Origin of the sequence: Mesorhizobium sp. M0340, from assembly GCF_040321535.1 — a bacterium.
In the GTDB taxonomy this organism is placed as follows: Bacteria; Pseudomonadota; Alphaproteobacteria; order Rhizobiales; family Rhizobiaceae; genus Mesorhizobium.
Genome location: NZ_JAMYRR010000021.1, coordinates 16,786 through 42,960, shown reverse-complemented (window position 1 = coordinate 42,960; position 26,175 = coordinate 16,786). Strand labels below are relative to the sequence as shown.

Sequence of the window (26,175 nt, the reverse complement as noted above, 5' to 3'; positions counted from 1 at the left end):
AGCAACCAGGAAACCTTCCGGCCTACACTTTCTCCCGGAGCGCGCGTGCTGCAGCAACCATGTTCATGAGGGCAGGGCGGACCTCCTCCCACTTGCGGGTTTTGAGGCCACAGTCCGGGTTTACCCACAGTTGGCCGTCGGACAGTCGCTCGCGGGCAAGCATGATTAGGTCCGAAATCTCGCCGACTTCCGGGACCCGTGGTGAGTGAATGTCGTAGACTCCGGGCCCGATTTCATTCGGATATTTGGAGCTCGTGAAGGCGTCCAGCAGTTCCATCTTCGAGCGCGACGTCTCAATCGAAATGACATCCGCATCCATTTCAGCGATCGCGTCGATGATCTCGTTGAACTCCGAATAGCACATGTGGGTATGGATTTGAGTCGCGTCCTTTACACCCGTTGAAGCGATCCGGAAGCATTCGACAGCCCAGTCGAGATAGTCGTTCCAATCAGACTGGCGCAGTGGCAATCCTTCGCGAAACGCGGCCTCATCGATCTGGATCATCCTTGCGCCGGACCATTCGAGATCCGTCACTTCGTCGCGGATGGCGAGCGCGATCTGGCGGCATGCTTCGGAGCGGGGTACGTCGTCGCGAACAAATGACCAGTTGAGAATGGTCACTGGGCCTGTGAGCATTCCCTTCACAGGGTTTTCCGTAAGCGACTGGGCGAACTGCCACCAGCGCAGCGTCATCGGATTGGGTCTCGATACGTCGCCGAAGATGATGGGGGGGCGCACGTAACGCGACCCATAGCTCTGCACCCAGGCATGCTGGGTGAAGGCGAAGCCGGACAGCTGCTCGCCGAAATGCTGTACCATGTCGTTTCGTTCGAACTCACCGTGCACCAGCACGTCCAGCCCGATCTCTTCCTGCCAGCGAATTGCAGCCTCGATCTCCTTCTTCAGGAAGGTCTCGTAGTCGACATAGCTCAGCTGGCCCTTCGCATGAGCGGCCCGCGCCCTGCGTACCTGCGGCGTCTGTGGGAAGGACCCGATGGTCGTCGTCGGGAACGGCGGCAGCCCGAGCGTGCCGGCCTGGACTCTGGAGCGCTCGGCAAAAGCGCTCTCTCGTCGCTTCATGCTGTCGTCAATGCTGGCGATCCGCCCCTCAACCAGCGGGTCATGGATCTTCGTGGATGTCACGCGAGTGGCGGCAGCCTCGGCAGACGCTTTCAACGCGCCTGCCACCGCATCCCTGCCTTGGGACAGGGCCCGGGCAAGCAACACCAACTCGTCGGTCTTCTGGGCCGCGAAGGCGAGCCACGACCTGATGTCCGCGTCGAGTTCCGTCTCCATGCGGAGGTCGATCGGCACATGCAGCATCGAGCAAGAAGGCGCGATCTCGACGCGGTCCAAGGGCCAGCCGGCGACGATCGGTTTGATGCGGTCGAGAATGGCGGGCAGGTTCGCACGCCAGACGTTGCGGCCATCGATCAAGCCAAGCGAGAGCACCAGATCCTTCGGTGCGAGCCGACCCACCGTTTCCAGCTGCTCGGGAGCGCGCACGAGATCAATATGCAGCCCGGCCAGGGGCAGAGAAACCGCGGTTTCGAGATTGTCTCCCAGCGGCCCGAAATAGGCAGCCAGCATGATCTTCAACTCGGGCGCGGCTTTTGACAGCTGGCCATAGGCGAATTCGAACGCAGCTCGTTCGTTCGGGTTCAGATCGAGGACAAGCGCTGGCTCATCGATCTGCACCCAATCGGCACCCGACAGCTTCAAGCTCCGCAGGAGTTGCTCGTAGACGGGCAGAAGCCGTGGTAGGAGCGCGATGGGATCGAAGCCTTCGGCAGGCGATTTAGCCAGCTTGAGGAAGGTGACCAGTCCAAGGATGACTGGGCGTGTGTGAATGCCGAGGGCTTTAGCCTCGAGGAAGTAATCAACCGGCTTCGTCGACGAAAGAGCGAACGTCTGATCATCGTCTAGTTCCGGCACAATGTAGTGATAGTTGGTGTCAAACCACTTGGTCATTTCCATCGCGGTTACGCCAGGCCGATGAGCCGCATGCTGGTGATCACCGTGCCCACAATCCTCCGTCTGACCTTGGTTGCCGCGCGCCATAGCGAAGTAGATGTCGAGTGGGACCTCGCCGCCATTCCAGCCGTAACGGGACGGAAGGGCGCCGACCATGGCTGCGGTGTCGAGCACATGGTCGTAAAGCGAGAAGTCGTTCGACGGGATTTTCGACACGCCGCGATCGCGTTGCTCCTCCCAGCTAGCGGCACGGAGCGCCTTCGCCGTCGTGAGAAGGTCGGCAGCGGACGATTTTCCGGACCAGTAGCTTTCAAGCGCGAATTTCAGTTCTCGCCGACGACCGAAGCGGGGCACGCCGAGCGTTGCTACAGGAATTTGCTGAGAGACAGTCATGCATACCCCGATGGTTGGGGCGTCGGTGACAAGGAAGACGCTAGCAGGCCGGCACGAACGCCAGGCTGCAGCGGCCATCGAGACACCCCGCCCGTGGACGTAATTCGCCGTGGCAGGTCTCCTGGCTCGCGGGGTCATAGCCTCTACCCGTCTTCCCAAGGCTATTCGCCTCAGTGACATGAGTGGGGTTGGCTCGCCGCTAACAGTTGCGGGGGCAGCGCCGGCATCGCACCGGCTTCCCTCTTAGCTCCGCTGCGGCAGCGCCGTACGGAGAACCACGACACGGGAGACAATTACCGCAGTTCCCTTCTTTGTCAACGCCGCATAAAGAAATGTTTATGTCGTTATGTTAAATTTCCGTTGGCATGTTCCAAAGGTCGCCTCGAAAGCGAAAACTGTGGAAGCCTTGAGCGGCCGGTAAATCAAAGCAATGACGCACGGCGCCCTTGTCCAGGAGGATAGGAGTTCGTCGGCTGCCGGCAGCAAACATACCGGCAAGCGCCGTGGTGCTGCTTAGCGCATCATGCGAACCACCTCGGCGTCGAACTTCGGCTCCGAGGTTCCGACCGCTTCGTTGGTGATCTGCTCGCGACCATATTCGGCTCAATGGCGAGGCTGTTGCCCATGTGGAAGCTGTTGGCCGTGATGCCCTCGGTGATATGACACAACGATTTCGGGAGGAGCACACCGAGGCCAGGCGCAGCGGCGTGTTGCGAAGTGATCGAGGCCAATGTCTCGAACTGCTTGTTCGCAGCCCACCGGCTCAAGGTAACCCGGCTCAAACCACCGGGCCAGCTCAAGTCCTGTCCAAATGAGGCCTGAGCGGCAAATCGTCGTGCACGCGCACGGTTTGGCGTTCGATTTTGTGATGCGTCTTGGGCGGACAATCGCCACGGTGCAGCGCGCAGAAGCGGTCCCCAATTGGGAAGCCGCGGGCGGTGAGGGCAAGCCAGCGCCACAGGCGGAAGGGGACTTGGACCTGTTTGCCCTGCTGGACCACAAGTTCGCGACACAGGGCCTCAAGGAGAAGACCAAGAGTGATTATGCGCGGGACCTCGCCAAATTCATCAAAAGCAGCGGGCAGTCAAAGTTCGGCGCCGATTGACATGGAGATAGCCATCGCGGCGGACCGCCCAGGCGGACCGCAAGCCGGAATACAACCGGGTGCAGGCGGCCAAGCTCGTCCACAAGATGGCGTCGGGCACACACCGGCGATGGGAGAGCGGACCGTGGAGTGCAGGAACTTCACGCTTATCCACGCTCCCGTGGACGTGTCCTGCGGCACATCGGCAGCGATATTGAGGAGGCAGTTGAGCTTCTGGTCGAGCACTCTTACCTGCCACTACCTACGCTTAACGTCATCTCGTACTTAAAACGCACCACGCAAGGTCGAGATGTAACATGCGCCCTTCGTGGATGGTTCTAAGCTTCCTCGGGCGCGGTCAATCTGTGATAACGGTCGCTTGGAACCTCCATCACCGCGACGCGATCAAGGTTGGCGTATCGCGCTCGGTAGTAACCTTCTTCCTCCACTTCGGCGAAACTACACTGGGGAACGTCAAAGGTCGCAGCTTCCAATCCGAAGAAAGTCGTAGCGGTTTCTTCATCCAAGAAGTTCCACTCATCTTCTGCGTCGTCATATGTGACGCGAACATAGGAGGCCATGCGCACGGCTTCCTGATCACCCATCTCTGCGATGATGGCATCGCATTCTTTCTTCAGCTTTCCTGAAACCTCACCCTTATCCCAGTCATCCAAAGCCCGATAGATTTCTGGATGATAATACTCTGGCATCTCCTCTACATCGTCACCGATAAGCTCAATGGTGCGGACATATTGCGGATTTATCAAGAGTATTTTGTTGTCAAGGCTCCAACAATACAGCCATGGCCTGCTTGTGTTATTTCTACGCAGATTATGAAGTTCCTTCAACTGACGTAAAATCGATTCACGCGCCTTTTCATCGATAGGATATTGGCGGCTGCCAACAGTCGTCTTGATTCTGAGCGTGCCGTATCGCGTTTCGGCATCGGCAATTGCAAACGGGCTCGTGCGCCACTCCTCGACATCAATCTTCCAGCCCAGCAGCTCCTCGACCGTGCATTTCAACGTGAGACAAAGGTCCTTGATCTGCTCGACGTTCAACTGCGTTTTGCCTGTTTCCCAACGGGCCACAGTCTGTTGCGTCGTTGCCATCTGCTCTGCCAAATCTTTTTGAGTCATGCCCAGTCGAACCCTAAGCTCTTTCATGTTCATAACTCACCTCGCGTGTTCAACACACGCATTGTGGATGAATTAATCTAACACATCAAGCGTGTTCAAAAATCGCAGCATGTGTTTTTAGGGCGTCTTCGAGGCTCCGGCAGCCGTTCGTGACCACTTGCGCAAGACACAGGGCTGGTACACAGCACGAATGGGCGATCAAAAATTACTGCTGCGATGCTCGTCATCAGCCAAGCTGCCGCCGCACCTTCCACTAGGGTGCCAAGGTTCGAAATGAGTGCAGCCGACCATAGCGAACGGAAGGTCTTGTGCTCAAAAGGAACGAGTGAAGATGTTCTCTTCGCCATTGTGGGAAGCCTCGGGATTGACCGCGGGGCTGGATTTATTTCGCCTCACTCAACCATGGCCTCGCCGTACAAGCCAAGCTGCCACAGTGCGCGCCTGCTAACCCAGAAAACTTGGCGGCCTTACAGGCATGCGCAGGACGCGCGAAGCCGCTCAAATCCCCCAGATGGGTCAGCCATCGAAGACCGGCATCACTTGCCCGTTGAGCGGCTATACGATAATGCTCCGCGCTAAGCAGGAAGCGCCAAAAATTCGAGCGGCGACTTCATTCTCCTATTCAGGAAGGAACTATGAGGCGGCAGACGCGACCATTCACCGTGGAAGTCAAACAAAAGCGCAATTATCAAAAATCCGCACGTTCCATCTGGGGCAATTTCGACATCGCCGCGGCGATGGCCGAGACAACAAAGGAAGTCGAGCCGTTAAATCGTCAGCTTGTTGACTCTACTATAGTGGTCCTTGATGCTGAACCTTTGCACGAACCGCGAGTGGAGCATTTCATGGCCAATCCTCTGGAAACCGAGTCAGCAGTAGTTAGCGAACCGGCAGACAAAACGGAAACGCCAAAACCGAAGGCGAGAGCGCGGCGGTCGAGGAAGCCAGAAGCTGAGGCGAGCTCGCCTGCCCGCAAGAACGGCGCCAAGCCGATATCCGCGGCCACTGAAGCACCACCGTCAGCGCGAACAGGCCGAAAGAGCTACTCCGCGAAGGATCGTGCCCAGAAGCTGGCGCAGATCGAGACCTCGATCGGCGGCGGCGCTACTCTCAAGAGCGCGGTGAAGCAAGCCGGCATCTCGGAACAGACATATTATCTTTGGAAGAAGGCGGCGGCGCCAGCGGCGGACAGTGACGGGCTGAAGGATCTCGTCGCGCTCGAGGAAGAAAACAAGCGGCTAAAGAGCCTGCTTGCCGATCGTCTCCGCAAGGAGAATGCGGAACTGAAGAAAAGGCTCGGGCTGGATTAAGGAGGCTGGGCAGCTGGTTCTTGGCTCGCCACCTACAGCAATCCCACCTGCTCCGCCTCTCGGCGCAGATTTTGCCGTGGCCTTGGGCCGATTTGCTGGATGACCAGCCCGGCTGCCAGCGAGCCGAGATCGCCACAATCCTTGAGGCTGCGGCGTTGCGTGTAGCCGTAGAGGAACCCGGCGGCATAGAGGTCGCCGGCGCCGGTGGTGTCGACCAGCTCGCGGATCCTGGTCGCATTGATGGTCACGGTCTCGTCGCCGCGCACGATGACCGAGCCCTTTTCCGAGCGGGTGACGGCGGCGATCTTGCAATCCTTGCGGATCTGGGCCAGCGCCTCGTCGAAGGACGCGGTCTGGTAGAGCGACTTGATCTCGTGGCTGTTGGCAAAGACGATGTCGACGGTGCCGGAGCGCATCAGGTCGAGGAACTCGTCGCGGTAGCGGTCGACGCAGAACGAATCCGACAATGTCATCGATACTTCGCGCCCCGCCGCATGGGCGAGCTTCGCCGTCTGCCGGATCGCCTCCTTGGCGCGCGGCGGGTCCCACAGATAGCCCTCGAAATAGGTGACCGCGGCGCCCGAGGCCTTGTCGGCCTCGACGTCCTCCGGGCCGAGCTCGACGCAGGCGCCGAGATAGGTGTTCATCGAGCGCTCGCCGTCCGGCGTGACGAAGATCATCGAGCGCGCCGTCGGCGTTTCGCCGTTAAGCGGCCTGGTGTCGAAGGCGACGCCCTGGGCATGGATGTCATGCGCGTAGATTTCGCCGAGTGCGTCGTTGGAGACCTTGCCGAAGAAGGCGGCGCGGCCGCCGAAGCTGGCGACGCCCGCCGCCGTGTTGCCGGCGCTGCCGCCCGAGGCTTCGATGGCCGGGCCCATGCGGCTGTAGAGCAGTTCGGCGCGCCTCGTGTCGATCAAATTCATCGCGCCTTTGATGATGCCGTTGGTCTCCAGGAACGCCTCGTCACACTGGGCGATGATGTCGACGATAGCATTTCCGATACAAAGCACGTCATAGTCCGGCATCAATTCATGTCTCCGCCAAAAACCCACCGGCTTTCTGCCACGCCGGGCGCGGGCGGGTCTGGCCAGTGGGAATGGGCTTTGCGCTTGCCAATCCGTTCGGCGCCAGCCCTCACGGGGCGGCAAGTCCTGCCTCGCGACGCAATTCGTCGGCCCTGTCTGTCTTCTCCCAGGTGAAATCAGGCTCTTCACGGCCGAAATGGCCATAGGTCGCGGTCTTGCGGTATATAGGGCGTAAGAGATCAAGCATCTTGATAATGCCCTTCGGTCTGAGATCGAACAACTCAAGAATGAGGCGCTCGATCCTTCTTTCCTCAACCCTCGCTGTTCCGAACGTGTTGACCATGACAGAAACCGGACTGGCCACGCCGATTGCGTAAGCAAGCTGCACCTCGCAGACGTCCGCAAGTCCGCTAGCGACGATATTCTTTGCGACATACCGGGCCGCATAGGCAGCTGAGCGGTCAACCTTGGACGGGTCCTTGCCCGAAAAGGCGCCGCCGCCGTGACGACCCATCCCACCATAGGAATCGACGATGATCTTGCGTCCAGTGAGACCGCAGTCGCCGCGCGGCCCGCCGACTACGAACCTCCCCGTCGGGTTGACCAGAATTCTGATGCCTTCCGTCTCCAGGTGGGTCGGCAGGACAGGCTTTATGATTTCCTCAATGACGCCCTCGCGGACCGTCTCTTGCGAGACCTGCTCGTCATGTTGGGTCGATACGACGATGGTATCCAGGGCGACCGGGCGCAACCCGTCATAGCGCACTGAGACTTGGGATTTCATGTCAGGACGCAACCAGCCAAGCTGTCGTGCTTTCCGGACATCTGCCTGTCGTTTCGTCAAGCGATGAGCGAGCTGGATCGGCAAAGGCATCAGAGTATCGGTTTCGCGGCATGCGTAGCCGAACATGAGGCCCTGATCTCCCGCTCCCTGTTGGAGGTCCTGCCCTCGTCCCTCGTCAACGCCCTGGCTGATGTCGGGCGATTGCTCGGTGAGTGCATGAACGACGGAGCAACGCCGGCCGTCAAAGCCGACGGCCTCATCGTCGTATCCAATATCCAGAATCGTATCGCGCGCAACTTGGCTATAATCCACCCGCGCATCGCTGGTAATCTCGCCAGCCAGAACGACCATCCCTGATTTTACCAACGCTTCACAGGCGACGCGCGCCTTGGGATCGGTGCGGAGGATGGCATCGAGGATGGCATCCGAGATGTTGTCGGCCAACTTATCCGGGTGTCCCGCGCCAACCGATTCGGAAGAGAACACGAACTGCCTAGCCATGAAATGCCTCGCTTCGGGTGTTGGAGTTGTATGGGGCATGTTGCTTAGCCCACCTTACCTGTCGGTGATGCCCGGGACCTCGAACGCAGCGCACAAGTCGGCAACGTCTCATCGCACGCAGGCATGGAGATCTTCGTCGTCTGGCTCGCCGGAGGACGGAGTCAATGAAGCCAGCAATTTGCACCGTTTCCACATCGCGCATGCCCATTGACATCACTGCTGGCGCCCCCAGGCGAATTCCGCTTGTGACCGCAGGATGGCGCGGGTCGCCCGGCACCATATTAAAGCTCGTAATGATGCCTGCCTTCGCTAACCGCTTGGCATAGGCCTTGCCTGATAGTGGTCGATCGCGAAGATCAAGGATCAGCATGTGATTGTCAGTGCCCCCGATGACCAGGTCATAACCTCGGTCCAGAAGCGCCTGGGCCAGAGCCTTGGCATTTTTGACAATCTGTTGGCCGTAACTGCGGAAGGACGGGTCCGCGGCTTCCCGCAAAGCGACAGCTAGCGCCGCGATAACATTCATATGGGGGCCGCCTTGCAGTTGAGGGAAGACAGCGCGATCTATTCGTCTGGCGAGATTGTATTTGCCCTTCGAATGATACAGCGCTTGATAGCGATCTTCATTCCTTGACAAAATGAAGCCACCGCGGGGACCGCGGATCGACTTGCGAGACGTGCTGCTGACGACGTCGCAATGGGGTACGGGATTCGGATGCGCTCCAGCGACAATCAGGCCACTGATGTGCGCGATGTCGGCCACGAGGTAGGAGTTCGCCTCCAGAGCGATTTCTGCCATTGCCACGTAGTCAAAGATACGGGGATAAGCAGTACCGCCAGCCCAAATGAGCCGAGGCCATTCGCGTTTTGCTGTTTCGCGCAAACGGTCATAGTCAATTTGCTGCGTCTTTTCGTGCAGCCCATAGGGGACGCGCTTATAGTCTGTTCCGGAAAAATTGATGACCCAACCATGAGTCAGATGGCCCCCTTCCGGGAGGGGCAAGCCCATGACTTTGTCACCGGGGCTCAAAAGCGCACGATAGACAGCCTGGTTGGCCGGCGAGCCGGAATAAGGCTGGACGTTGGCATGCTCGCTGCCAAATAGTGTTTTCAAGCGCTCAATGGCTAGATTCTCAAGCTCATCAACGATCTTATTTCCAGCGTAGTAGCGCGCACCGGGGTACCCCTCGGCGTACTTGTTCGTGAAAATCGAGCCGTTCGCTTCCAGCACGGCCGAGGACGCAAAGTTCTCTGACGCGATGAGCTTAAGGGTCGTCCGCTCCTGCCGCTCCTGTCTCAGAAGCAGTTCGTGAACGCGGCAATCAACCGCGGCCAATCGAGACCGTCCGTAAGTGTCGCGCGGCGCGATGGCGCCGTCGGCGGAGTTGTCCATGGTGGTTTCGCGCTCCAATTGGACTGATCTATTTCACGGTCAAGCATGCGATCCCCTTCGACGGCGCGTCTTGTGTGGCTTCGAGCCGTTGAAGGTCTCGTTTGTGATAGCCATCGCCGTGGGGCAGGAGATCAACCAACAATTGAACCAGCCCGCCGTCCTTACCTCCTGTTTTGAGATTGTACGAGCACCACGGACGTTGTTCGTTGCAGTAAAGAAAGTCGGCTCTGGCCAGCAGCCGGACGTGTCGTACAACGTGCTCACGACGCAGACCTAGAATCTCCGCTAGCTGGCAGACAGTTAGGTCCGCGTGCGCGCAAAGGCCTAGAATTCGAAGGCGATCTAGATGCGCTGCCGTCCGTAGGCGACTGACCAGTGTCAGCATTGGTCAGGACCAAGCCACTTGGAAAGCCTGGGCACTCGTCCTACTGAATTTGTCATTTCGCGTTCTCCACAGATGTTGCAGCTTTCGAACGAAATAATATGGTTGCTTGTCCACCGACCGGACAATCTCGGTGGCCGTGAAGATACTGTTTTGAGCCAATATGGCTGTGTCGAACAAACAAGATGGGCGCTGTTCTTGCCATTGCCTTTAGCCGAAATTGCACGCAGTTCGGCGGGTCGGAGAATAAGCCACGGTTCGGACCCCACTGACTCAAACGTTGCAATAAGCCTACCATTCACAGCGAACCGGAGTTGCTAAGAGTCTATGAATTTCCTTGAAGGATCTGTTGCAACGTTTGCGCAGCCCGGTCTTGCTCCCGGCTTGCAGCGGTCAATCTCGTGCAGACTGACCGTGATGCAAAGATGACAAGGAAGGTTCGCTTTCAATCCGATCTTCTTCCTGGCCAAGTAGTTCGTAGTCTCATAACTGTGGCCTAGACAAAAGGAGGGCTAATCAGCGAGGTATGATGTCGTTAGCGTGGTTGGGCCACCAGCAGGTCGACGCCAAGATCGACACGCGCAATTTCCCGCGCTACGAGAATGTCAGTGACTGCGCGCTCTTCCTCGGGCGGTCTGGCTGCGCCGTCTAGAATCTGAATGCGTCTCGCGCCGACCCGTTCAGCAATGAGCTGTTCGGCTTGCCGCATTGACGGCGAAGCAAGCTCAAGTACGTTTTCGCGCATCTCACGCGCCGCCTCGCCGACTTCCGCAAAACGCTTCTCGGCGAACTGCTCCTTAAAGAGCGCAGCGAGATCATCAAATGTTTGAACTTTGGTGGGCTTGGGTTTCGAGCAAAAATATCCAGTTGCCAGTCCAGGTTTATAGGCAAGGCTGTGCGCTTTGTCGTCTGGCAAGGGCCCAATATCCCCTGGTGAGACGAAAATGGACTGCCGTGCTACGGTTGCTCCATTATAAGAGCGGTCGAAATCGCTGATGTTTACAATACAAGGAGCCGCATAGAAGACGTTTGACGGATAGCGCGCCTCAAGCCGAAGAAGCAGTTCATGCTGACGCGACACATCCCTGCGCATCATCGCAATCCGAAAAAATGGTATCGACAAACCGGGACAATGTCCGCTCGCAATCTCAAAGGCAGTTCCTCGCTTCATCAGCTCCGGAAGCTTGTACTGGAAAAACAGCGGAACCCCTGGGAAATTGATGCGGATGTCAAAGCCAGAATGCCCTTCCTGTATGAGGTTTGGAAAGACCGGCGCGCCTACAGGTGCGGCTGACGATGACCGGATAAGGTTTTCGGTGAAGGCATACCCAAATGAGAACTCCGTGTAGCCCACCTTCATTCAATTCTGCTTTCGTGCTGAAGTTTATCCGGGGCTCTTTGTCTGCAGCCGAGCAGACCCTATAACAGAAAAAACTATGTATACTTGCGATAGTCTGAGCTTATCGATTCCTCGGATAGATGTTTCAAAAGCTCACCCACTCTTCTGGCTGCTAGAATGGGAATGGGAAGCTTCTGGTTGATCTGGGTCGAGTTCCAGTTGATTTTGGTAAGCGACAAAACCTCCTTCGCTATCTCAGCGATTCCCGGCGCAGATCGCCGATAAGTTTCGGGCTTCGCGAACAGCGCCAGAGTGCGTAGCCGATATCTTCAACCGGGGCGGCGGCTTCTCCCTCGCCAGTGCCGAGCGCGATCACATGCGTTGCGCATTCGGCCAGCGCGCCGTCAAGGCGCCCCGCTTCCGTCGCGCTGCCGTAAAGGTCCAGGAACCACGCCAGCGAATAAGACCAGTCGGCAGGCAAGTCCTGCCCATTGTGACCCCTTGCGACGACGGCCACGACGGCGTTGCGGCCTTCGGGCGTGCCGGGCTCTATCCCAAGGATCGGGTATAATTCGGGTGTCGGCTGCTGAAGGATACGCGCCGGCACGAGCGACAGTGCTTTCTCCAGCGAGGGGAGGAAAATCCTCCAGTTCTTCGGCCAGTTCGGCAGCTTCTCTCCTTCGTCCCTCGCGGCGCGCTTCTAACATATTCTGCCGCAACCACGGCAACGGTGCGCTGCGCCCGTTCAGCGGTGCCGGTGGCAATCAGCTCGGCCGGAATGTCACCATCCTTGATCGCCCAGTGCGTACGGTGCTGTTCGAACTGTTGAATGCCCAGCCGGTCCGCAATTCTCAACACCGCTGACCGGTCGAGAAAGGCATGTTTCGGATCGGGCTCGAAGGTGAAGGCCAGTTCGTGTCCGCGCCGAACGATATTGCGTATGCGGCTGTGCCGGACCACGCGCGCGTGCGGGCCTCCCGCCCCGACTTCGTACATCAAAAGCGCCGGGATTTCCTCCAGCCGGCGCAATGTTTCAGGGCGCGAGGTCGATAGCCTCGGCCTCGGCGCCGCTAGATTCCTTGAACCGGTCAATGTTGACGTGAACGGCGGCGTTTCCCACCACTCGCCGTGGCCCGAGACAAGCAAGTTAAACATGGCACACCACCGATCTCACGCCGCCTTCTCCATAGACCACTTCACCCGTTCGGCGAGAAAGGCGGCGAACGTTTTCACATTCATATTGCCGCTCGCCTCCTCCAGCCCTGCGAGGTAGGCCTTCCGGTCATCGACTCTGACGACTGTCCAGGGGTAACCGCCTGAAGCCAGCATCGCGTTCATGAGGAACCGCGCCATTCGTCCGTTGCCGTCCGGATAGGGGTGCACATAGCCCACAAGCCAATGCCCCAGCACGGCACGCACGGAGGCCTCCTTCTCCGCCTCCAGCAGGTCGAACAGCTCATTCATACCATCGGCCACCGCTTCGGTACGCGGCGGCACGTGCTGCGAGCCGCGCAGGTACACAGGGTGAGTGCGATATCCCGCAAGCGCGCTGGCTTTGAGGATGCCGGCGGTCACTGACGGCGCGAACAGCTCCCGGTACCACTCCCGGTGAGTGTCCCGCGTCAACGCGCCGGCTGGCTTGCCGTTGATGATCGCGGCAACAGAGTCTTTGACCTTCTGGAATGCGAGGTAGTAGCCACGCGCGGCAAGCGCATCTCGGTTCTTGCGGTCCTCTTCATCAATCTCCGGATTCCAGCTCCCCTCGCGCACCCGGTCGATGAGTTCCGGGGTGACGCTGTACCCTTCTATCGACAGCGAATGGTAGGCGTCGCTTTCGTAGATATCCTCGACGAACTTCATATAGGCGTCTTTGTCGGACGGCAGTCCGGGTGCCTTCGGGAATATCTCGATGATGGCTTCGCGCTGCGATTGCCAGATCGCGCGCAGGCGGGCGACCAACGGCGGTACGCCCGCCGCAATAGTTGTCACTCCAATTTGTCCCGCGAACGGATCGGATTCGCGCACGTCATAGCCGGCGGCTTTGAAGGCGGCCACGATTTCATCGGCAAAGGAGTCGCGTCCTACGCGACGGAAGGCCCCCGCAAGCCGTCCCGCCACGGCGGAATGGCCGCCATCAAGCAGCAGGGCCAGAACGGTTGATACGTCGCGCACCGACGCCATGGCGATCTGCATCTCGATAGGGGCGCGCTGGAAGAACGCTTCCGGCACCCGGGTAAGGGCGGCCTCGACAGTGAACACGCGCTGGCCGTTTTTCTCTGTCAGTTCGGCCGGCATCTCCTTGACCTTGAGGTCATAGAGCGAAGTGCCGCACAGCAGGTCGATTTTGTTATTCGTGCCTTTGGGGGTGTTCACCACCACCTGAGGCGGAATAGTGGGCGCTTCCGCGTGCAGAAGCAGCGACTGCTCCGGTGAGAGGAACCAGTCCTTGCCGAACCGGTCATTGCAGTAAAGGGAGCAGAACTCCCAGAAGCTCGCGTACCAAGGGGTGGTGTCTTGCTGCCGTGCCTGCGGGCCGGTCGACATGAGCCAGCCTTTGATAACATCGCGCAGGAACCCGTTCTGCAGCAGCCGCTCCCGGTGGACGCGGGTCAGCTTATCTGATTTGAATATGCGCCGCCCACCCTCCTGCAGCTCTTTGAGGACGGCCAGTGATACAGCGAGTTTTTCATGGGGCTTGGCCATGGCCGTGCCTTTGCAAGTTTTTAGAGCTGTGCGATTACAAGTATATAGTGCTGATAGGGGACAAGTCAATGATGCTGTGGAGTTGCAAGTTTTTTTAGTCGTGCGATAACAAGTTTTTTATGCGATAATCGGCAAATGCGATCGTTTCCATAGCCGCGCGAAGGATCGTTACCCGGATGGGCCGAGACCCAGCTCCCCCGCAGGCTACGCAGGGGCTCGGGGCGAGCCTAGAGCCTGGCCCTCCGAAGCGCTTCGAAGGAGGACGCGCCTCTTTGAAAAACTCGCCCGTTGTGCATCGTGGGTACCCGTAAACGCGAATTCTCAAAGGAAAGACGCTCCTTACCTCTCCCTCCCGCTACGATCATCACGGCCGCGCCCGCGCTCACTACGCCGCGACGCCCGCGAGATCGCTGCACGCATCTGATCGGCCACCAGACCGGGTTGCAGATGAAGGATGTCCGTGACGCTGTCGTGTGTTTGCACCGTCACCGCAGTGACGGCAAGGCAGCTGCGCACGCCCATGGAGGAGAGCGTCTCGATATCGCGCGCGATTCCGGCACCCCCACTGGAGTCCGATCCGCCGACGACAAGTACATGCGATGCCTGCCTCAGCGCCCTTTCATCCGTTAGAATGAGCGTTCGAAACGCAGGATTCCGCCGACACTGCTCTTCTTGTTCGCGTTGGTCCAATTCATGTTGGAAGCGCCGTCCACCTTGCCGACGGCGAAGTTACCGTATCGGCCATAGTCGAGTTCCGCCGTAACTGTGAAATCTGGAAGAAACGCATAGGCGACGTTTGCAGCGACACCATGGTTCTTGAGCTGATCACCGGAGAGCTGAAGGTTGAACGAAGTTGTCTCGTTGAGCTTGTAAGTGGCGCCAGCCCAGAAAGCCCAGTTCCCGCCCCAACTCTTATAGAAGCCGCGACCATGAGCGTCGATCGCGTTGATGGAGTCGTCGTTGAGCTTGCCATTGGAACCGTAGCCGAACATTCCGAACAGCAACAGTTCGTCGGTGACATTGATGTCGACACGGACCTTAGCGGCCACCGATTCGTAGTTGCTATCATAAGCGGCAACGCCGGTGATCGCGCCCCAGCCATGTGTGTATTTCAAGCCGCCGACTACGTGCGGTGCGTAGCTGTCGATTGTGCCGACCACGCCCGAGCCTTCTTCGAGCGAAACCACGGCCGAAAAGCCGTTCCCGACGTCGAAGTAGTACTGAACCACATTGGTATCGAAAGGGCCGTACGGAACCGGCGTCTGGTTGAGTACGTCACCCGCGCCGCCAATAAACATGTCGAAGGCCGACCAGTCCTTACCAACTCGGAGGCCACCAAGCTGAATCCAGGCGAAAGTCAAAGTGCTGTCTCCGTTGAAGGCATAGGGCCGAGAACTGTCCGAAACCGAAGTGTGGCGGTTGCCGAAGTTCATGCGGGTTTCGGTGTAGGTCTTCAACGTGCCGAGTTCGGTCTCCTGGCCGGTCCAAGTTTTCAATGTGAAGCGCGTGTTGTTTTGCCATGTGCCCTGATGCTCACCAGTCCTCACATCCGAGGTTCTGGCGTGATCAACCAATCCGACATGGCCCAAGCCGACGTCGTAACGGACATAGCCGCCGATGCGCACGCAGGTCTCAGTGCCTGAAATGTAGACGTAGCCCGAGCCGTAGACGTCGCAGACTTTAACGTACTCAGTCGGGTCAGGCTCGGCAACGGCGGTCACGGCGCGAGCGTCGGAAACGGCAATCAGTGCCGCAGTTGAGCCGAGGAGGAGGCTCCTAATGTTCATTGTTGATCTCCGTTCAAAGAGTAAAAGGAATGGACGTCAGTGATGAACTCTTGCTAAGGAAACAGTCGATAACGATGCGCATTGAGTTGAATTTGAGCAGTTTTGATGCGCTCGTCACGCCAGATATTCATCAGAAATTGAGAATATGATTGGGTGTTATTGTTACAAATATGCGATTGTTATTACAAATATAATAATCGCCGAAACGACGCCATCCAACATTTCTGTACAAATCATCCCCGTCATCTCCGCTAGTTGTTGGCGGGCCGTCACAAAGGCTTCTACTGCAAATGACGTGCCATCCTGACGACGCAGCTGCGGCTTGAAGCTCAAGTGTGCCGGCGGACCTTGGTTCGCTCTTCCTTCCTTTTTGCCTGCGGATCAACCCAAGCACGAACGGCAAACGTTTCGGCTACGGTTCGTCTGTTCGCTTCGCGACAGTTTCGTTCAATGGCGACAGCTTTGTTTGCTGTGAGCCCCGACGTTGAGACATCATGCGGCGGCACCGCTCGGTACGACGCCGTCATTTTGGCGAGCGCGATGATCGGTAATCACGCGCTGAACGCGCAGCCTTGCCTCCACCACGGAGTCAGTAGACGCGCCGGCCTTGGCATGGCGGCCGACCTGACGGTCGCGTCGAGCAGCCTCTCGTCCTGATAGACGGCGCGCCACAGCTAATGCTTCTTGCCAGCAATTCACACAACGAGCTCATCGAGATGCCAGAGATCACTATGGGGCTGCGCTAGCTGGCGAGCAAAGTGTGGTCCCAACGCCGTGTTATCTCGTTGGATGCGGCAGCCGCGCTCAGCAGAATCTACTCGACCAGGCGCAGGCTGAAGGGAAGGGATGGTGGAACCAAACGGTGCGCGTGAGGGTCGCGGCGGGAACAGCCATGGCCAGTCGCTGACCGTCCAGCCAAGACTGAACGGCCGCTATTGCTGAGAAATACAAGTTTCGAGACCAAAGCGGAACGGACTGACATAGCGCAAAGACACAGGCGAGCGCAGCGGTAAGGTTGGTGGTTATCAGCATGGGACAGTAACTGTTGCAGACCACAAAATATCGCGAGGCCGGCCTGCCTTGGTACACTATCTATCCGGCTGTGTCGGAGTTCTCTGGGGCGGTCGGCGCCGAGGCTTATGAGGAATGGCTCAGGAACCTGCCGGCTGATGATCCGGTGTCACTCTATCTGCACGTTCCGTTCTGCCGATCAGCCTGCTGGTATTGCGGCTTCCCAACCACCATCACCCGCCGTGATGCGCCCATCCTCAACTATCTGGCGGCGCTGCGTGACGAGATCCGTCTGGTTTCGGAGCGAGTGCCGAAGACGTTGCCCGTGAGCGACATACATTTCGGCGGCGGAACGCCGTCTCTCATTGGACCAGCCGAGTTCCTCGCTCTGATGGAGTTCCTGCGATGCCGCTTCGCCATCTCGAAAACAGCTACGGTCGCCATCGAGATCGATCCACGCACGCTCACGCCCGAGATGGCGGAAGGCTTGGGAGCGGCCGGCGTGAACCGCGCGAGCCTGGGCGTACAGAGCTTCGATCCCATTGTTCAAAAAGCGATCAACCGAATCCAGAGCGAGGCCCAGACGTCGGCTGCCGTGGAAGTGCTGCGCCGGCATAGAGTAAGCCGCATCAACTTCGACCTCATCTACGGCCTGCCGCGTCAAACGGTGGAGTCGTGCGTCGAAACAGTGAGGGCGGCGGTCGCCATGCGCCCCGACCGGCTTGCCTTGTTCGGCTACTCGCACATCCCATCCCAAGTAAAGAATCAGCGCCTCATCGAGGCGGAATTTCTTCCCGACAGCGCTGCCCGCGCTGAACAGTATGCGGCTGTCGCCGTGACGCTGATTGCCGCCGGCTACCGACAGATCGGGCTCGACCATTTCGCCTTGCCGGACGACGAGCTCGCGCTGGCACAGGAAACAGGTCGCCTGCGACGTAACTCGTTGGGCTACTCGGCTGACACCTGCAGAACCCTGATCGGTTTCGGCGCGTCGGCTATCGGCCGCATCGGCCAGGGATACGTTCAAAACGAAGTTACACGGGATTCCTACATCCAGCACATCGCAGCTGGCCGACTGGCTACATCGAAGGGCCATCGCCTCACAGACGACGACCGCGTGCGAGCCGCAATTATCGAGCGATTAATGTGCGATTTCGAGGCTGACGTGCCGGCAATCTGTGTCGCCCACGGATCTGATCCGATCCGTCTTCGCGATTCGGCTGAGCGCTTGGCCATGCTGGCCAAGGACGGGATAGTGGACTTCGAAAACGGCTTTGTCCGCGTACGGCGGGAGCATCGCTTTGGGATTCGCGCTGTCGCTGCCGCATTCGATGTTTTTAGGGATGGCGTTACGTATATCCCGCAGCAGCTTAATGCGATGCAAAGCACGACATAGTCCGGCATCAATGTCTCCGCTTGGAACCGCCGGCCTACTTGCCACGCCGGCCGGGCGCTGGTCTGGCAAGTGGGCTTTCCGTTTGCCAATGCGTTCGTTCCCGGCCCTCCGGGGCGGCGAGTCCCTGCCGTGAGCGCCTCACCCGCGAGGCTACATGGCGGCCGTGGAGATTACCTCAGCAGCGGCGCCCGATCGGAAACCTTAGCACCTCAGCGCTTTGGCGTGGCTGCTTGAACTCTTCGACGGCAACCGCCTCAATTAGCAGGTCCAAGGCTTCGCGGCCCCTTTGACTCATCGGGTCATCCCCACAAAGGTAGTCATACGCTCGATCTAAATGCACTCGGGCGCCGGAAAAATCGCTTGTCATATCATAGAACCCTCTCTACCCGCCCGCATTGCCGTCTACGAGGTGAAGGTAGTGCAATCGTCAATATATACAGACAAATTTGAATTAAATCGGAGATGATCATGGAGGCCGAGTTCCCTGACCTGATGCCGCCATCGAGCCCGCCGACGACCACTCGCTGGCGCTCGGTCGGTTCATAAGTGCCGAGCACCCCGTCCCGAGACCACCTCTGACCTCCCTCCTTCGATGCTAGACGCGTGGAAGACATGGCTGCGCCGCCGCTGCGAGAAAGGCGTGTCCCATCGCGCGGCGTGCATAGTGGGCAGCCAGCGCCGGGAGCTAATCGGCAAAGCCGCGTGTGGCGATTTTGCATAGCGGGCGCAGGCGAATCGCCACGCCCGTCCAGCATGTCCGATGCCGCGTAGGCCGCCAGGATCCCTGAGCGGAGTGCATGCACGATCCCGCGTGATGACAGTGGATCGGCACAGAACAGGCAGTCGCCCGCCGCGACCCAGCGGTCACCGGCGGCGGGATCGATCGTTGCGGTTCCCGCCGCCTTGATCATGCTGGCGGTCTCGATTGCGTTGGGCGGCACGAGCGGCGCGATGGACTGCGTTGCGGCTAAAGCGCGGTACCAATGTCCGGCTTTGCGCAGTTCGCTGCCCAGATCCGGATCGGTGAGGCACGCGCAAGTCGGCGCTGTACCACCAGCCTTCGGGACGCGCCTCGACAACCATGCTGCAATCGCCCGGTGCGCGGTCGAAAAAGCGTGTGTAGGCGGCAAGATGTCCGTGCATGGTGAGCTTGGCGCCGAAACATCGCGCCAGCCTCCAACTGCGACCGGTCGTCCAAACCACGGCGCGGGCAACGATAGCTTCATCGGCCAGCTTGAGCAGCCAGCCTTGATCGTCGCGCACTGCCGAACCCACGGCCGAGCCAAACCGCGTGTCCACACCTGCCGCCTTGGCCGCCTGCACATCAGCCGGTCGAATCGCGTCCGGTCGAGCTGCCAGCCGGCACCTTGAGCGGAAAACATGCCGTGCCGCTCGCTGGGAACTTCATTGGCCCACACCGAAACAAGCGCACGATTTTCAACGAAGCCGGCCTCGGCGAACGGCGTCCAGACACCAAGCTGACGCAGCAGCCCATTCGCTACTGCCGGCAGCACCTCTCCCGGCTTTGGCCGATCATGCCTTCCTGCTTCCAGCAACAGCACGCTCCGCGCGGGTGCATCGTTGCCAACGCCAGTCCGGATGTGGTCGCCGCCGAACGTGATCGTCTCAGCGAGCTGGCGGGACAAAATGCCAACCTCAAGATAGCATTGGCCCGGATCAGCGAGGCGGACTAGGAAGACTTTAAATTCAAAAGGTGACACGCGGCAATAGTCGCGTGCCGCTGTAGCCCCAGGCTCCGCTTCACCGTGGGGACCGATCGGTCGCACTCTCAGCCTGGGGTTCTTCTCTGCCACCCATCATCGAATTTTGGTGGATTGTCCGTCTCCCGCACCGGTTTGAGCGCGATAGACAAGAATCGCGTTTTCTGTGCCGGCCGGGCTTCAATGACGGGGATGGCGAAAAGCTGAGTGCTCGGGCTTGCGGGCCGAGCTTGTCGGTCGCTCGATGGAAAGTGTCATCTGAGGCGCTTCCTCTCCCGCGTGCAACTGGAAGACACGCTCGTCCAGTTCCTTGTCCACTTCCGTCAGACGATGATTGAGGCGAAGGTAGTCCGTCCAGGTCGGCGTGCGGAACGTTTCCGTCCAATGCATAGGCTTCTGCAAGTTCCGCTGGAGCGTCCAATTCCGAGCACCGACCCGGCTGTGTACATGACGCCGCTGCCGCATGAGGTCGAGGAAAGCCTCGAGATTTCTCTCGGCTATCAGATATTCGACCTTGACCACGATCGGGCCGCTTCTCGGCTTCAGATTGAGAGCGACAGCCGGGGCATCGAATTCCTCCAGAGGATCGGGCTCTGAGTCGCGGCGCTCGCGAAGAGGAAACAGAACGCCGGCTGCAGCGACGAACATCAGGGAGGCAGCGGAACCCTCCAGCGCCAGGGCCAGCGAATGGTTTTCGGCCACCGTGCCCCACACCCAGCTGCCGAGCGCGATGCCACCATCTATCAAAGCATAGTAGATCGAGATGGTGCGCCCCACGACCCAGCGCGGGCTTGCCAGCTGCACGCTCACACCGACCCCTGACCAGGCGGTGACCCAACCCGCGCCGCCCAAAGCGAGTGCAATTGCCGCCACCCCGATCGAAGTTGTCAGTGCCAGGGAAAGTGAGCACGCCGCGCAGGCGACGCAGGAGAGCCTCATCAGCCGCTCCTGCGACAAGCTCCGTCTGAACAGGCTGTTGGAGAGGCCAGCGAAGACGGCTCCGGTCCCGAAGCCGGCCATGAGCGCGCCATAGGCGAGCGGGCCTCCTCCCAGCTGATCGCGGACAACCACCGGCAGCAGCGCGAGTATGGCGATGCTCGCCAAGCCAAAGAGGGTTCCGCGCGCGATCGCGGCCTTGATTTCCGATGACATCGCCGTGAAGCGCAGCCCGTCATAGATCGCCGTCCTCATCGACTCGCGTGGAAGAGGGGAAGAACGAACCTTCCACTTGCAGCGCCAAATAGTGGCCAAGGGTACGAAATAGGTGAGCGTGGTCACCGCGAATGCCGCCATAAGGCCAAACGAGGCAACTACAATGCCGCCGAGCGCCGGGCCCACAGTCCGGACGGTATTGAATCCGACAGAAAGCAGGGTGACGGCAGCGGGAACATCTCGTCGATCCACAATATCGCCAACCGACGCTTGCCAGGCCGGATCATTGAGAGCACCGCCGCTTGCGATCAAGAAGCTGAAGCCGAGGATCATCCACGGACTGACAAAGCCCAGCGCCACCGATGCGGTCAGCATCGCGGAGGCAGTCACCATAAGGCACCGACCGGCGAACATCACCCTGCGCCGGCTGAAATTGTCGGCGAGAGCTCCGGCAAAAACGGACAAGACGAAAGCGGGCAGGTTCGATGAAGCCTGAACCAACGCAACCATCAGATCGGAAGTCGAGATCGTTGCCATCAGCCAGCTGATGGCGACAGTCTGCATCAACCAGCCGAGGCTTGAAACCTGCGTGGCGAGCCAGATCGAGCGAAAGGTGGGCTGCAGAAGTGGCCCAAAGGTCGTTGGTGCAGCCAAATCTTCGTTTGATCCAGCCACCCTACTCATTTTGCGAACCTTTTCTTTCCGTTATTGTCGCTTCCCATGTAATCTAGGCTGAACCGTGGCGGCTTAAGAATAGATGGCCCATTTGCCTACGACGAATGTGGCCACAGTTCCTCCTGACCAGTTGTCAGGCGGCCGGGACGCAGAAATGGGCCGGCTCACTCGCCTTCGACGACATGTTGGTGAGCCGGAATTCACATGTCATTTGAGGCATCATGCTCGTTCGACGCGCTGCCGAGCGATTTTTCGCGAAACGTTACCCTGTTCTTTTGTTGGAAACTCACTCATCAGCGGCGTTCGATGCTGAGTGTGGCTTCCGAAAAGTGAGGACGCTTGCAGATCTTTGACAGGATCAGTTCCCTGATAGATGCACACGATTGCCAGGCCGCGATCGAAGACGCGCGCGCCCTGCTCCTTCAGTTCGGACAAAAGTCTGATGCGCTCACACATGCGATCGACGAGTTTCTGCTCGACCTGATGACATTGGCTTTCATCGTCGAATGTTACGGACGCTGTTTGATCCCGGGCTTTGATGGGGCATCCTTATCCTCCGAATCAAAGGATGCGCTATGGGCCAAATTCTGCATGGGAGCGCCACAACGACAGAGGCGGTCCGTCGAGCGATACAGCATAGTCAAGAGAGCCTGAGGACGCTGGCCAAGCGCTACGGGATCAACCAGAAGACGGTCGCGAAGTGGAAGACGCGAACTTCAGTCGCCGATCTGCCGACTGGTCCGAAGGAACCAAGATCGACAGTGCTCTCGATCGAGGAGGAGGCGGTCATCGTCGCCTTCCGGCGCTACACGCTGCTGCCGCTCGATGACTGCCTCTATGCATTGCAGCCGACAATCCCGCATCTGACGCGATCTTCATTGCATCGCTGCCTTCAACGCCATGGCATCGGCCGCCTGACGGATGTCGAGGGTGACAAGCCGGCGAAGAGGAAGTTCAAGAGCTACCCGATCGGCTACTTCCACATCGACATTGCCGAGGTGCGGACCGAGCAGGGCAAGCTGCACATGTTCGTTGCTATCGACCGCACCTCGAAGTTCGCCTTCGTCGAGTTGCACGAGAAGGCCCCCACCGCCGTATCGAGAGACTTTCTACTGCGCCTGATCGCGGCCGTCCCCTACAAGATCCATACCGTCCTCACCGACAACGGCATCCAGTTTACCACGCCCGGTGCAGGAGGGTCGGCCGTTCCACTCATCAAGGAGGCCATCGCCAACGGCGAGCGCTTCTGGGCGCATGCCTTTGAATATGCCTGCGCCACAAACGACATCGAACACCGGGCCACCAAGGCCAGGCACCCTTGGACCAACGGCCAGGTCGAAAGAATGAACCGGACCATCAAGGATGCCACCGTCAAGCGCTTCTACTACGAGAGCCACGACCAACTCCGCAGCCATCTCGCCGACTTCGTTGCCGCCTACAACTTCGCTCGCAGGCTCAAGACCCTCAAGGGCCTCACGCCCTACGAGTTCATCTGCAAGGCGTGGGTCTCACAACCGGAACGCTTCAGGCTAAATCCGCTCCAGCAAATGCCGGGACCAAACATCTAGGTGCAGACCGGGGAGACCCCTCCGCCCCCGGGACTTGCCCCCCCTCGCTCCCCGCTAGTCGCCGCGAGGCAGGGGTTCAGGGGACCTGAACCCATCAGGTCAATCCCTGAAATCAACACGAGCAAGTCCATGAATCCCGCTGTTATCACTATCCCGCCCGCAGGTAGGGCCGAACTGGCCGCCAGCATCGAGGCCCATGGCCTCATCCATAACCTTTTGACCCGCAAGGCCCCGAAGGGAGCCAAGTTCGAAGTCGTCGCCGGAGGGCGGCGACTGGGGGCGTTGCGGTTGCTGCTGGACGAGGGCCGCACCGTACAGGGCGTGGCTGTGACCAAGGATTATCCGGTCAACCGCTGGCTTGAAGACATTACGGCAGTTGCCGGCCATTATGCGTTTCTCCCTGAAGTCGACCTGCCAGATTTACTCAACGGCTTAGGCTACCGAAGCCTGGGGATGAGGATCTGGAGGGCATTGCCCAAACAGCGCGAGAGCACTGGGGAATCGGATTGCGACCGACCCCAACGTAGTTGCTCTGCTGGAGCAGATCGGCGTCGTCGTGGCGAGCGAACCAATGGAAACCACACAGTTGGATGGGCTAAGCAGGTGGGGATCTGATCGTCGCCCACACGTACTTCTAGCCACCGACAAGCAGTCATTCGCGCGAAGACAATTTGATGCCGCGCACGAGTTGGCCCACCTCTTGCTGCACCGTGCAGTGTCCGAGGATGAGCTTGTCGAGAACTTCAAGCTGATCCAAGACCAAGCTCATCGGTTCGCTTCAGCGTTGCTTCTGCCGGCGAGTCAGTTCTCGGCTGAGGTCACTAGTGCCTCGCTTTGGGAGCTGGAGCGTCTGAAGGTTCGCTGGCGCGTGTCCATCAAGGCTCAGATCATGCGTCTCCAACGCCTCTGCATTGTCGATGCCGAGGGAGCGACCCGCCTTTATCGTAGCTACAGCGCCAAGGGCTACTCAGTATCCGAGCCCTACGATGACGTTTGGCCGCTGCAGCAACCTACGTTACTGGCTGATGTATTTCGGACCGTGGTGGATGACGGGGGCTGTCCAAGGAAGAGCTTCGGCACGATCTGCCGTTGTTCGCTCATGATGTTGAGAGCTTGGCTGCACTTCCTCCGGGCTGGCTCTCGCAAGAGCCTGCTCGCGTCGTGAAGCTGAAGCTCGTGGCGCCGACCCGCGGTGAGGGGCCGTCCGGCCAGCTCGGCGAGGTCATACCAATGTCGCGCCGACAATAAGCGACGTCCGCCAACAAATATGCCGCAAGCGAAACAGCGGTGGTGTGCTTACATATGGGCAAGCTGCCGTTGAGATAACCGTCTGCCTGTGCCTAGGCTGCCCTATAGCCGACAGGGAAAATGCGCTGGTGTTTCTTCTTGTAGATGCAGTAAGTGAGCAGATCGTAGGTGTTTGAGAAGCTGTGCAACCAGAATACATGGGGTTCGCCGTTCGCATCATAAAAGATGCTTTCGCCTTCGCCTACTGGACCCCGTTTGCGGTTCGTTGCGTGATCGCAGATCGCGGAATAGGCAACTGTGGTGGTGATTCCGGGAAAGTGCTCAGCTAAAGCTATCGATCTTGGAAAATATGCCACATTGTCATTCCCCGCCTTCTCGCAAATATCTCTGTGATACGGATGCCGACTGACAACGCCGAAGGCAGGAAACTCCGGGTCGCGTTCACAAACCATTTGCCAAAGTGTTGTTGTAAGTGTGTTCCCATAGCGCTTGCGAAGCTGCTCGATACTCTTCCATTCCAATGAGCAGTCCAGCGCTTCCGGTCGAAACCTTCCTCCGAGAAACAAGAGATGGCGTCCGCCATAGTTAGCTTCTGCTTCCATTGCCTGATGGAATGTTGGGTTCAGCGTGGACTCGTTGTCGCCCAGAAGCAGGGAGCGATGCCACGGTAGAAGGTCATGTGTAATTTCATGTGCGATGAGGAAGCGTCGCTTTAGCTCGGCTACCTCGTCATCGATGAAGATTCTTTTGTCGCCTTCCTTCAACATTAGGATACCACGAAGGCCATATTGCTGGACTACATCGACCATGCGCTTAGCCGTGCTGGTGATCTCGTTCCCAGCCATTCGCGCCCTGTGGGCGATCTCATCTAATAGGCTCAAGTTCGCCTTGCTATAATAGGTAAGGTCAAGCTTTTGCAGCGCGCGCACCTGCTCGAGCCTTAATGGGGGCTCTGGATTGCCGAGATCACGTAGCAAACGTGATATGTGCTCATGGATATCTCGGCGCTCAAAGTTCCCGATTATCGGCTCAATCGCAGACATGGTCATCCATTCTTCTTATCGATTGACGCCAGTACCTTAACGAAATCGTTGAGGTCGCGCCTTTCAGCCTGGCTTAGTTTCGATAGGTCGTCTGAACTCGCAGCAAAACGATGCACCGCTTCGGTGAGATTGTCATTCTGCGCGGACGCCGCCGCAGTCAGCAGTCCTACAGCACGTGCTGAAACCCCAATAAACTCGGCTAGCTGATGAACGGTACGCGGGCCTGGAACATAGTTGGGATCCTTCTCCACCTGCTCCAATTCCGCCGCATCAACACGAATTTTGGCAGCCAACTGCGCAATGCTTAAACCGTCCTTGCGTCGAAGCTGATGCACCAACTTAAACAACACAGCAGATTTCTGTTCGGGGGCAGCCGAATTAGGCTGCCCCGCAGTTGCTTGATGACGAGACTTCTCCTGCATAAGACGCTCAAGCGGAGCTGCGTCGCGGAGCGGGAGCCCCACGTCGCAATCGACATCCGGATCATGTTCGATATGGCTGCGCAGCCAATCGGCAGTGAAATGTAATTTCATGGTCGACTCCTCT

22 protein-coding genes, 2 pseudogenes and 1 riboswitch are annotated in these 26,175 nt (G+C 58.8%); of the genes and pseudogenes, 7 read left to right on the top strand and 17 right to left on the bottom strand.

Features of this window, described 5'->3' with window-relative positions; translation table 11 throughout:
• Positions 1–22: 22 nt before the first annotated feature.
• Positions 23–2,368, bottom strand: a complete 2,346-nt coding sequence (gene metE / locus NKI79_RS25190) for a 5-methyltetrahydropteroyltriglutamate--homocysteine S-methyltransferase (RefSeq protein ID WP_352805384.1) — start codon at positions 2,366–2,368, stop codon at positions 23–25.
• Positions 2,369–2,462: 94 nt separating this feature from the next.
• A riboswitch (cobalamin riboswitch) is annotated at positions 2,463–2,663 on the bottom strand.
• Between the two features lie 555 nt (positions 2,664–3,218).
• On the opposite strand from metE, the gene NKI79_RS25185 reads away from it, so the two are divergent.
• Positions 3,219–3,473, top strand: coding sequence for a hypothetical protein (locus NKI79_RS25185; protein ID WP_352805382.1), 255 nt, complete (start codon positions 3,219–3,221; stop codon positions 3,471–3,473).
• 317 nt (positions 3,474–3,790) lie between these two features.
• Here NKI79_RS25185 and NKI79_RS25180 read toward each other — a convergent pair whose 3' ends face one another.
• Together NKI79_RS25180 and NKI79_RS25175 are read right to left on the bottom strand one after the other, a co-directional pair.
• Positions 3,791–4,624, bottom strand: a complete 834-nt coding sequence (locus NKI79_RS25180; RefSeq protein ID WP_352805380.1) for a helix-turn-helix transcriptional regulator — start codon at positions 4,622–4,624, stop codon at positions 3,791–3,793.
• A gap of 62 nt (positions 4,625–4,686) precedes the next feature.
• The gene (locus NKI79_RS25175) at positions 4,687–4,938 is read right to left on the bottom strand and encodes an MFS transporter (protein WP_352458261.1); all 252 of its coding nucleotides are present in this window, start codon (positions 4,936–4,938) and stop codon (positions 4,687–4,689) included.
• 288 nt (positions 4,939–5,226) lie between these two features.
• On the opposite strand from NKI79_RS25175, the gene NKI79_RS25170 reads away from it, so the two are divergent.
• Positions 5,227–5,901 carry a transposase gene (locus tag NKI79_RS25170; protein WP_352805378.1) on the top strand — a complete coding sequence of 225 codons (675 nt, stop codon included), beginning with the start codon at positions 5,227–5,229 and terminating at the stop codon, positions 5,899–5,901.
• A 32-nt stretch (positions 5,902–5,933) separates the two neighbouring features.
• Here NKI79_RS25170 and NKI79_RS25165 read toward each other — a convergent pair whose 3' ends face one another.
• The 8 genes and pseudogenes from NKI79_RS25165 to NKI79_RS25130 form a co-directional block, all read right to left on the bottom strand.
• Entirely contained in the window at positions 5,934–6,926 is a 993-nt protein-coding gene (locus NKI79_RS25165; protein WP_352805375.1) for an adenosine kinase, read from the bottom strand.
• Positions 6,927–7,035: 109 nt separating this feature from the next.
• The gene (metK, locus tag NKI79_RS25160; RefSeq protein ID WP_352648323.1) at positions 7,036–8,211 is read right to left on the bottom strand and encodes a methionine adenosyltransferase; all 1,176 of its coding nucleotides are present in this window, start codon (positions 8,209–8,211) and stop codon (positions 7,036–7,038) included.
• A gap of 108 nt (positions 8,212–8,319) precedes the next feature.
• Positions 8,320–9,604: pseudogene (gene glyA, locus NKI79_RS25155) on the bottom strand (serine hydroxymethyltransferase).
• Between the two features lie 917 nt (positions 9,605–10,521).
• Positions 10,522–11,346 (bottom strand): hypothetical protein, encoded by an 825-nt coding sequence (locus NKI79_RS25150; protein WP_352805372.1) that lies wholly within the window; start codon positions 11,344–11,346, stop codon positions 10,522–10,524.
• Positions 11,347–11,575: 229 nt separating this feature from the next.
• Positions 11,576–11,932 (bottom strand): hypothetical protein, encoded by a 357-nt coding sequence (locus NKI79_RS25145; RefSeq protein WP_352805370.1) that lies wholly within the window; start codon positions 11,930–11,932, stop codon positions 11,576–11,578.
• Positions 11,933–12,495: 563 nt separating this feature from the next.
• Positions 12,496–14,028 carry a Fic family protein gene (locus NKI79_RS25140; protein WP_352805368.1) on the bottom strand — a complete coding sequence of 511 codons (1,533 nt, stop codon included), beginning with the start codon at positions 14,026–14,028 and terminating at the stop codon, positions 12,496–12,498.
• Positions 14,029–14,430: 402 nt separating this feature from the next.
• A pseudogene (locus tag NKI79_RS25135) lies at positions 14,431–14,640 on the bottom strand (bifunctional hydroxymethylpyrimidine kinase/phosphomethylpyrimidine kinase); the annotation flags it as partial.
• 14 nt (positions 14,641–14,654) lie between these two features.
• On the bottom strand, positions 14,655–15,815 hold the full coding sequence (locus tag NKI79_RS25130) for a porin (protein WP_352478720.1): 1,161 nt from the start codon (positions 15,813–15,815) through the stop codon (positions 14,655–14,657).
• 1,045 nt (positions 15,816–16,860) lie between these two features.
• Here NKI79_RS25130 and hemN point away from each other — a divergent pair.
• A complete protein-coding gene (gene hemN, locus NKI79_RS25125; protein WP_352478722.1) occupies positions 16,861–18,222 on the top strand; it encodes an oxygen-independent coproporphyrinogen III oxidase in 1,362 nt (453 codons plus the stop codon).
• 175 nt (positions 18,223–18,397) lie between these two features.
• Here hemN and NKI79_RS25120 read toward each other — a convergent pair whose 3' ends face one another.
• A complete protein-coding gene (locus tag NKI79_RS25120; protein WP_352805365.1) occupies positions 18,398–18,589 on the bottom strand; it encodes a hypothetical protein in 192 nt (63 codons plus the stop codon).
• 497 nt (positions 18,590–19,086) lie between these two features.
• Complete coding sequence (locus tag NKI79_RS25115; RefSeq protein ID WP_352615338.1) at positions 19,087–19,521, bottom strand: hypothetical protein; 435 nt, start codon at positions 19,519–19,521, stop codon at positions 19,087–19,089.
• A gap of 68 nt (positions 19,522–19,589) precedes the next feature.
• On the opposite strand from NKI79_RS25115, the gene NKI79_RS25110 reads away from it, so the two are divergent.
• Positions 19,590–19,916: a hypothetical protein gene (locus NKI79_RS25110; protein ID WP_352478724.1), complete on the top strand. Its 327-nt coding sequence runs from the start codon at positions 19,590–19,592 to the stop codon at positions 19,914–19,916.
• Positions 19,917–20,123: 207 nt separating this feature from the next.
• Here the strand turns inward: NKI79_RS25110 and NKI79_RS25105 are convergent, their stop codons facing one another.
• Positions 20,124–21,779, bottom strand: coding sequence for an MFS transporter (locus tag NKI79_RS25105; RefSeq protein ID WP_352642956.1), 1,656 nt, complete (start codon positions 21,777–21,779; stop codon positions 20,124–20,126).
• A 210-nt stretch (positions 21,780–21,989) separates the two neighbouring features.
• The gene (locus NKI79_RS25100; protein WP_352805362.1) at positions 21,990–22,226 is read right to left on the bottom strand and encodes a hypothetical protein; all 237 of its coding nucleotides are present in this window, start codon (positions 22,224–22,226) and stop codon (positions 21,990–21,992) included.
• A gap of 119 nt (positions 22,227–22,345) precedes the next feature.
• Between NKI79_RS25100 and NKI79_RS25095 the strand changes: the two genes are divergently transcribed.
• From NKI79_RS25095 to NKI79_RS25085, 3 genes are all read left to right on the top strand, one after another.
• The gene (locus NKI79_RS25095; RefSeq protein ID WP_352805359.1) at positions 22,346–23,338 is read left to right on the top strand and encodes an IS481 family transposase; all 993 of its coding nucleotides are present in this window, start codon (positions 22,346–22,348) and stop codon (positions 23,336–23,338) included.
• Between the two features lie 129 nt (positions 23,339–23,467).
• On the top strand, positions 23,468–23,953 hold the full coding sequence (locus NKI79_RS25090) for a ParB N-terminal domain-containing protein (RefSeq protein ID WP_352805357.1): 486 nt from the start codon (positions 23,468–23,470) through the stop codon (positions 23,951–23,953).
• Positions 23,910–24,503: an ImmA/IrrE family metallo-endopeptidase gene (locus NKI79_RS25085; protein WP_352805355.1), complete on the top strand. Its 594-nt coding sequence runs from the start codon at positions 23,910–23,912 to the stop codon at positions 24,501–24,503. Before NKI79_RS25090 ends, NKI79_RS25085 begins: the two co-directional genes overlap by 44 nt.
• A gap of 175 nt (positions 24,504–24,678) precedes the next feature.
• On the opposite strand, the gene NKI79_RS25080 is transcribed toward NKI79_RS25085, so the two are convergent.
• Together NKI79_RS25080 and NKI79_RS25075 are read right to left on the bottom strand one after the other, a co-directional pair.
• Positions 24,679–25,635, bottom strand: coding sequence for an ImmA/IrrE family metallo-endopeptidase (locus NKI79_RS25080; RefSeq protein WP_352538818.1), 957 nt, complete (start codon positions 25,633–25,635; stop codon positions 24,679–24,681).
• Positions 25,632–26,162, bottom strand: a complete 531-nt coding sequence (locus tag NKI79_RS25075; protein ID WP_023830723.1) for a helix-turn-helix domain-containing protein — start codon at positions 26,160–26,162, stop codon at positions 25,632–25,634. Before NKI79_RS25075 ends, NKI79_RS25080 begins: the two co-directional genes overlap by 4 nt.
• Positions 26,163–26,175 lie beyond the last annotated feature (13 nt).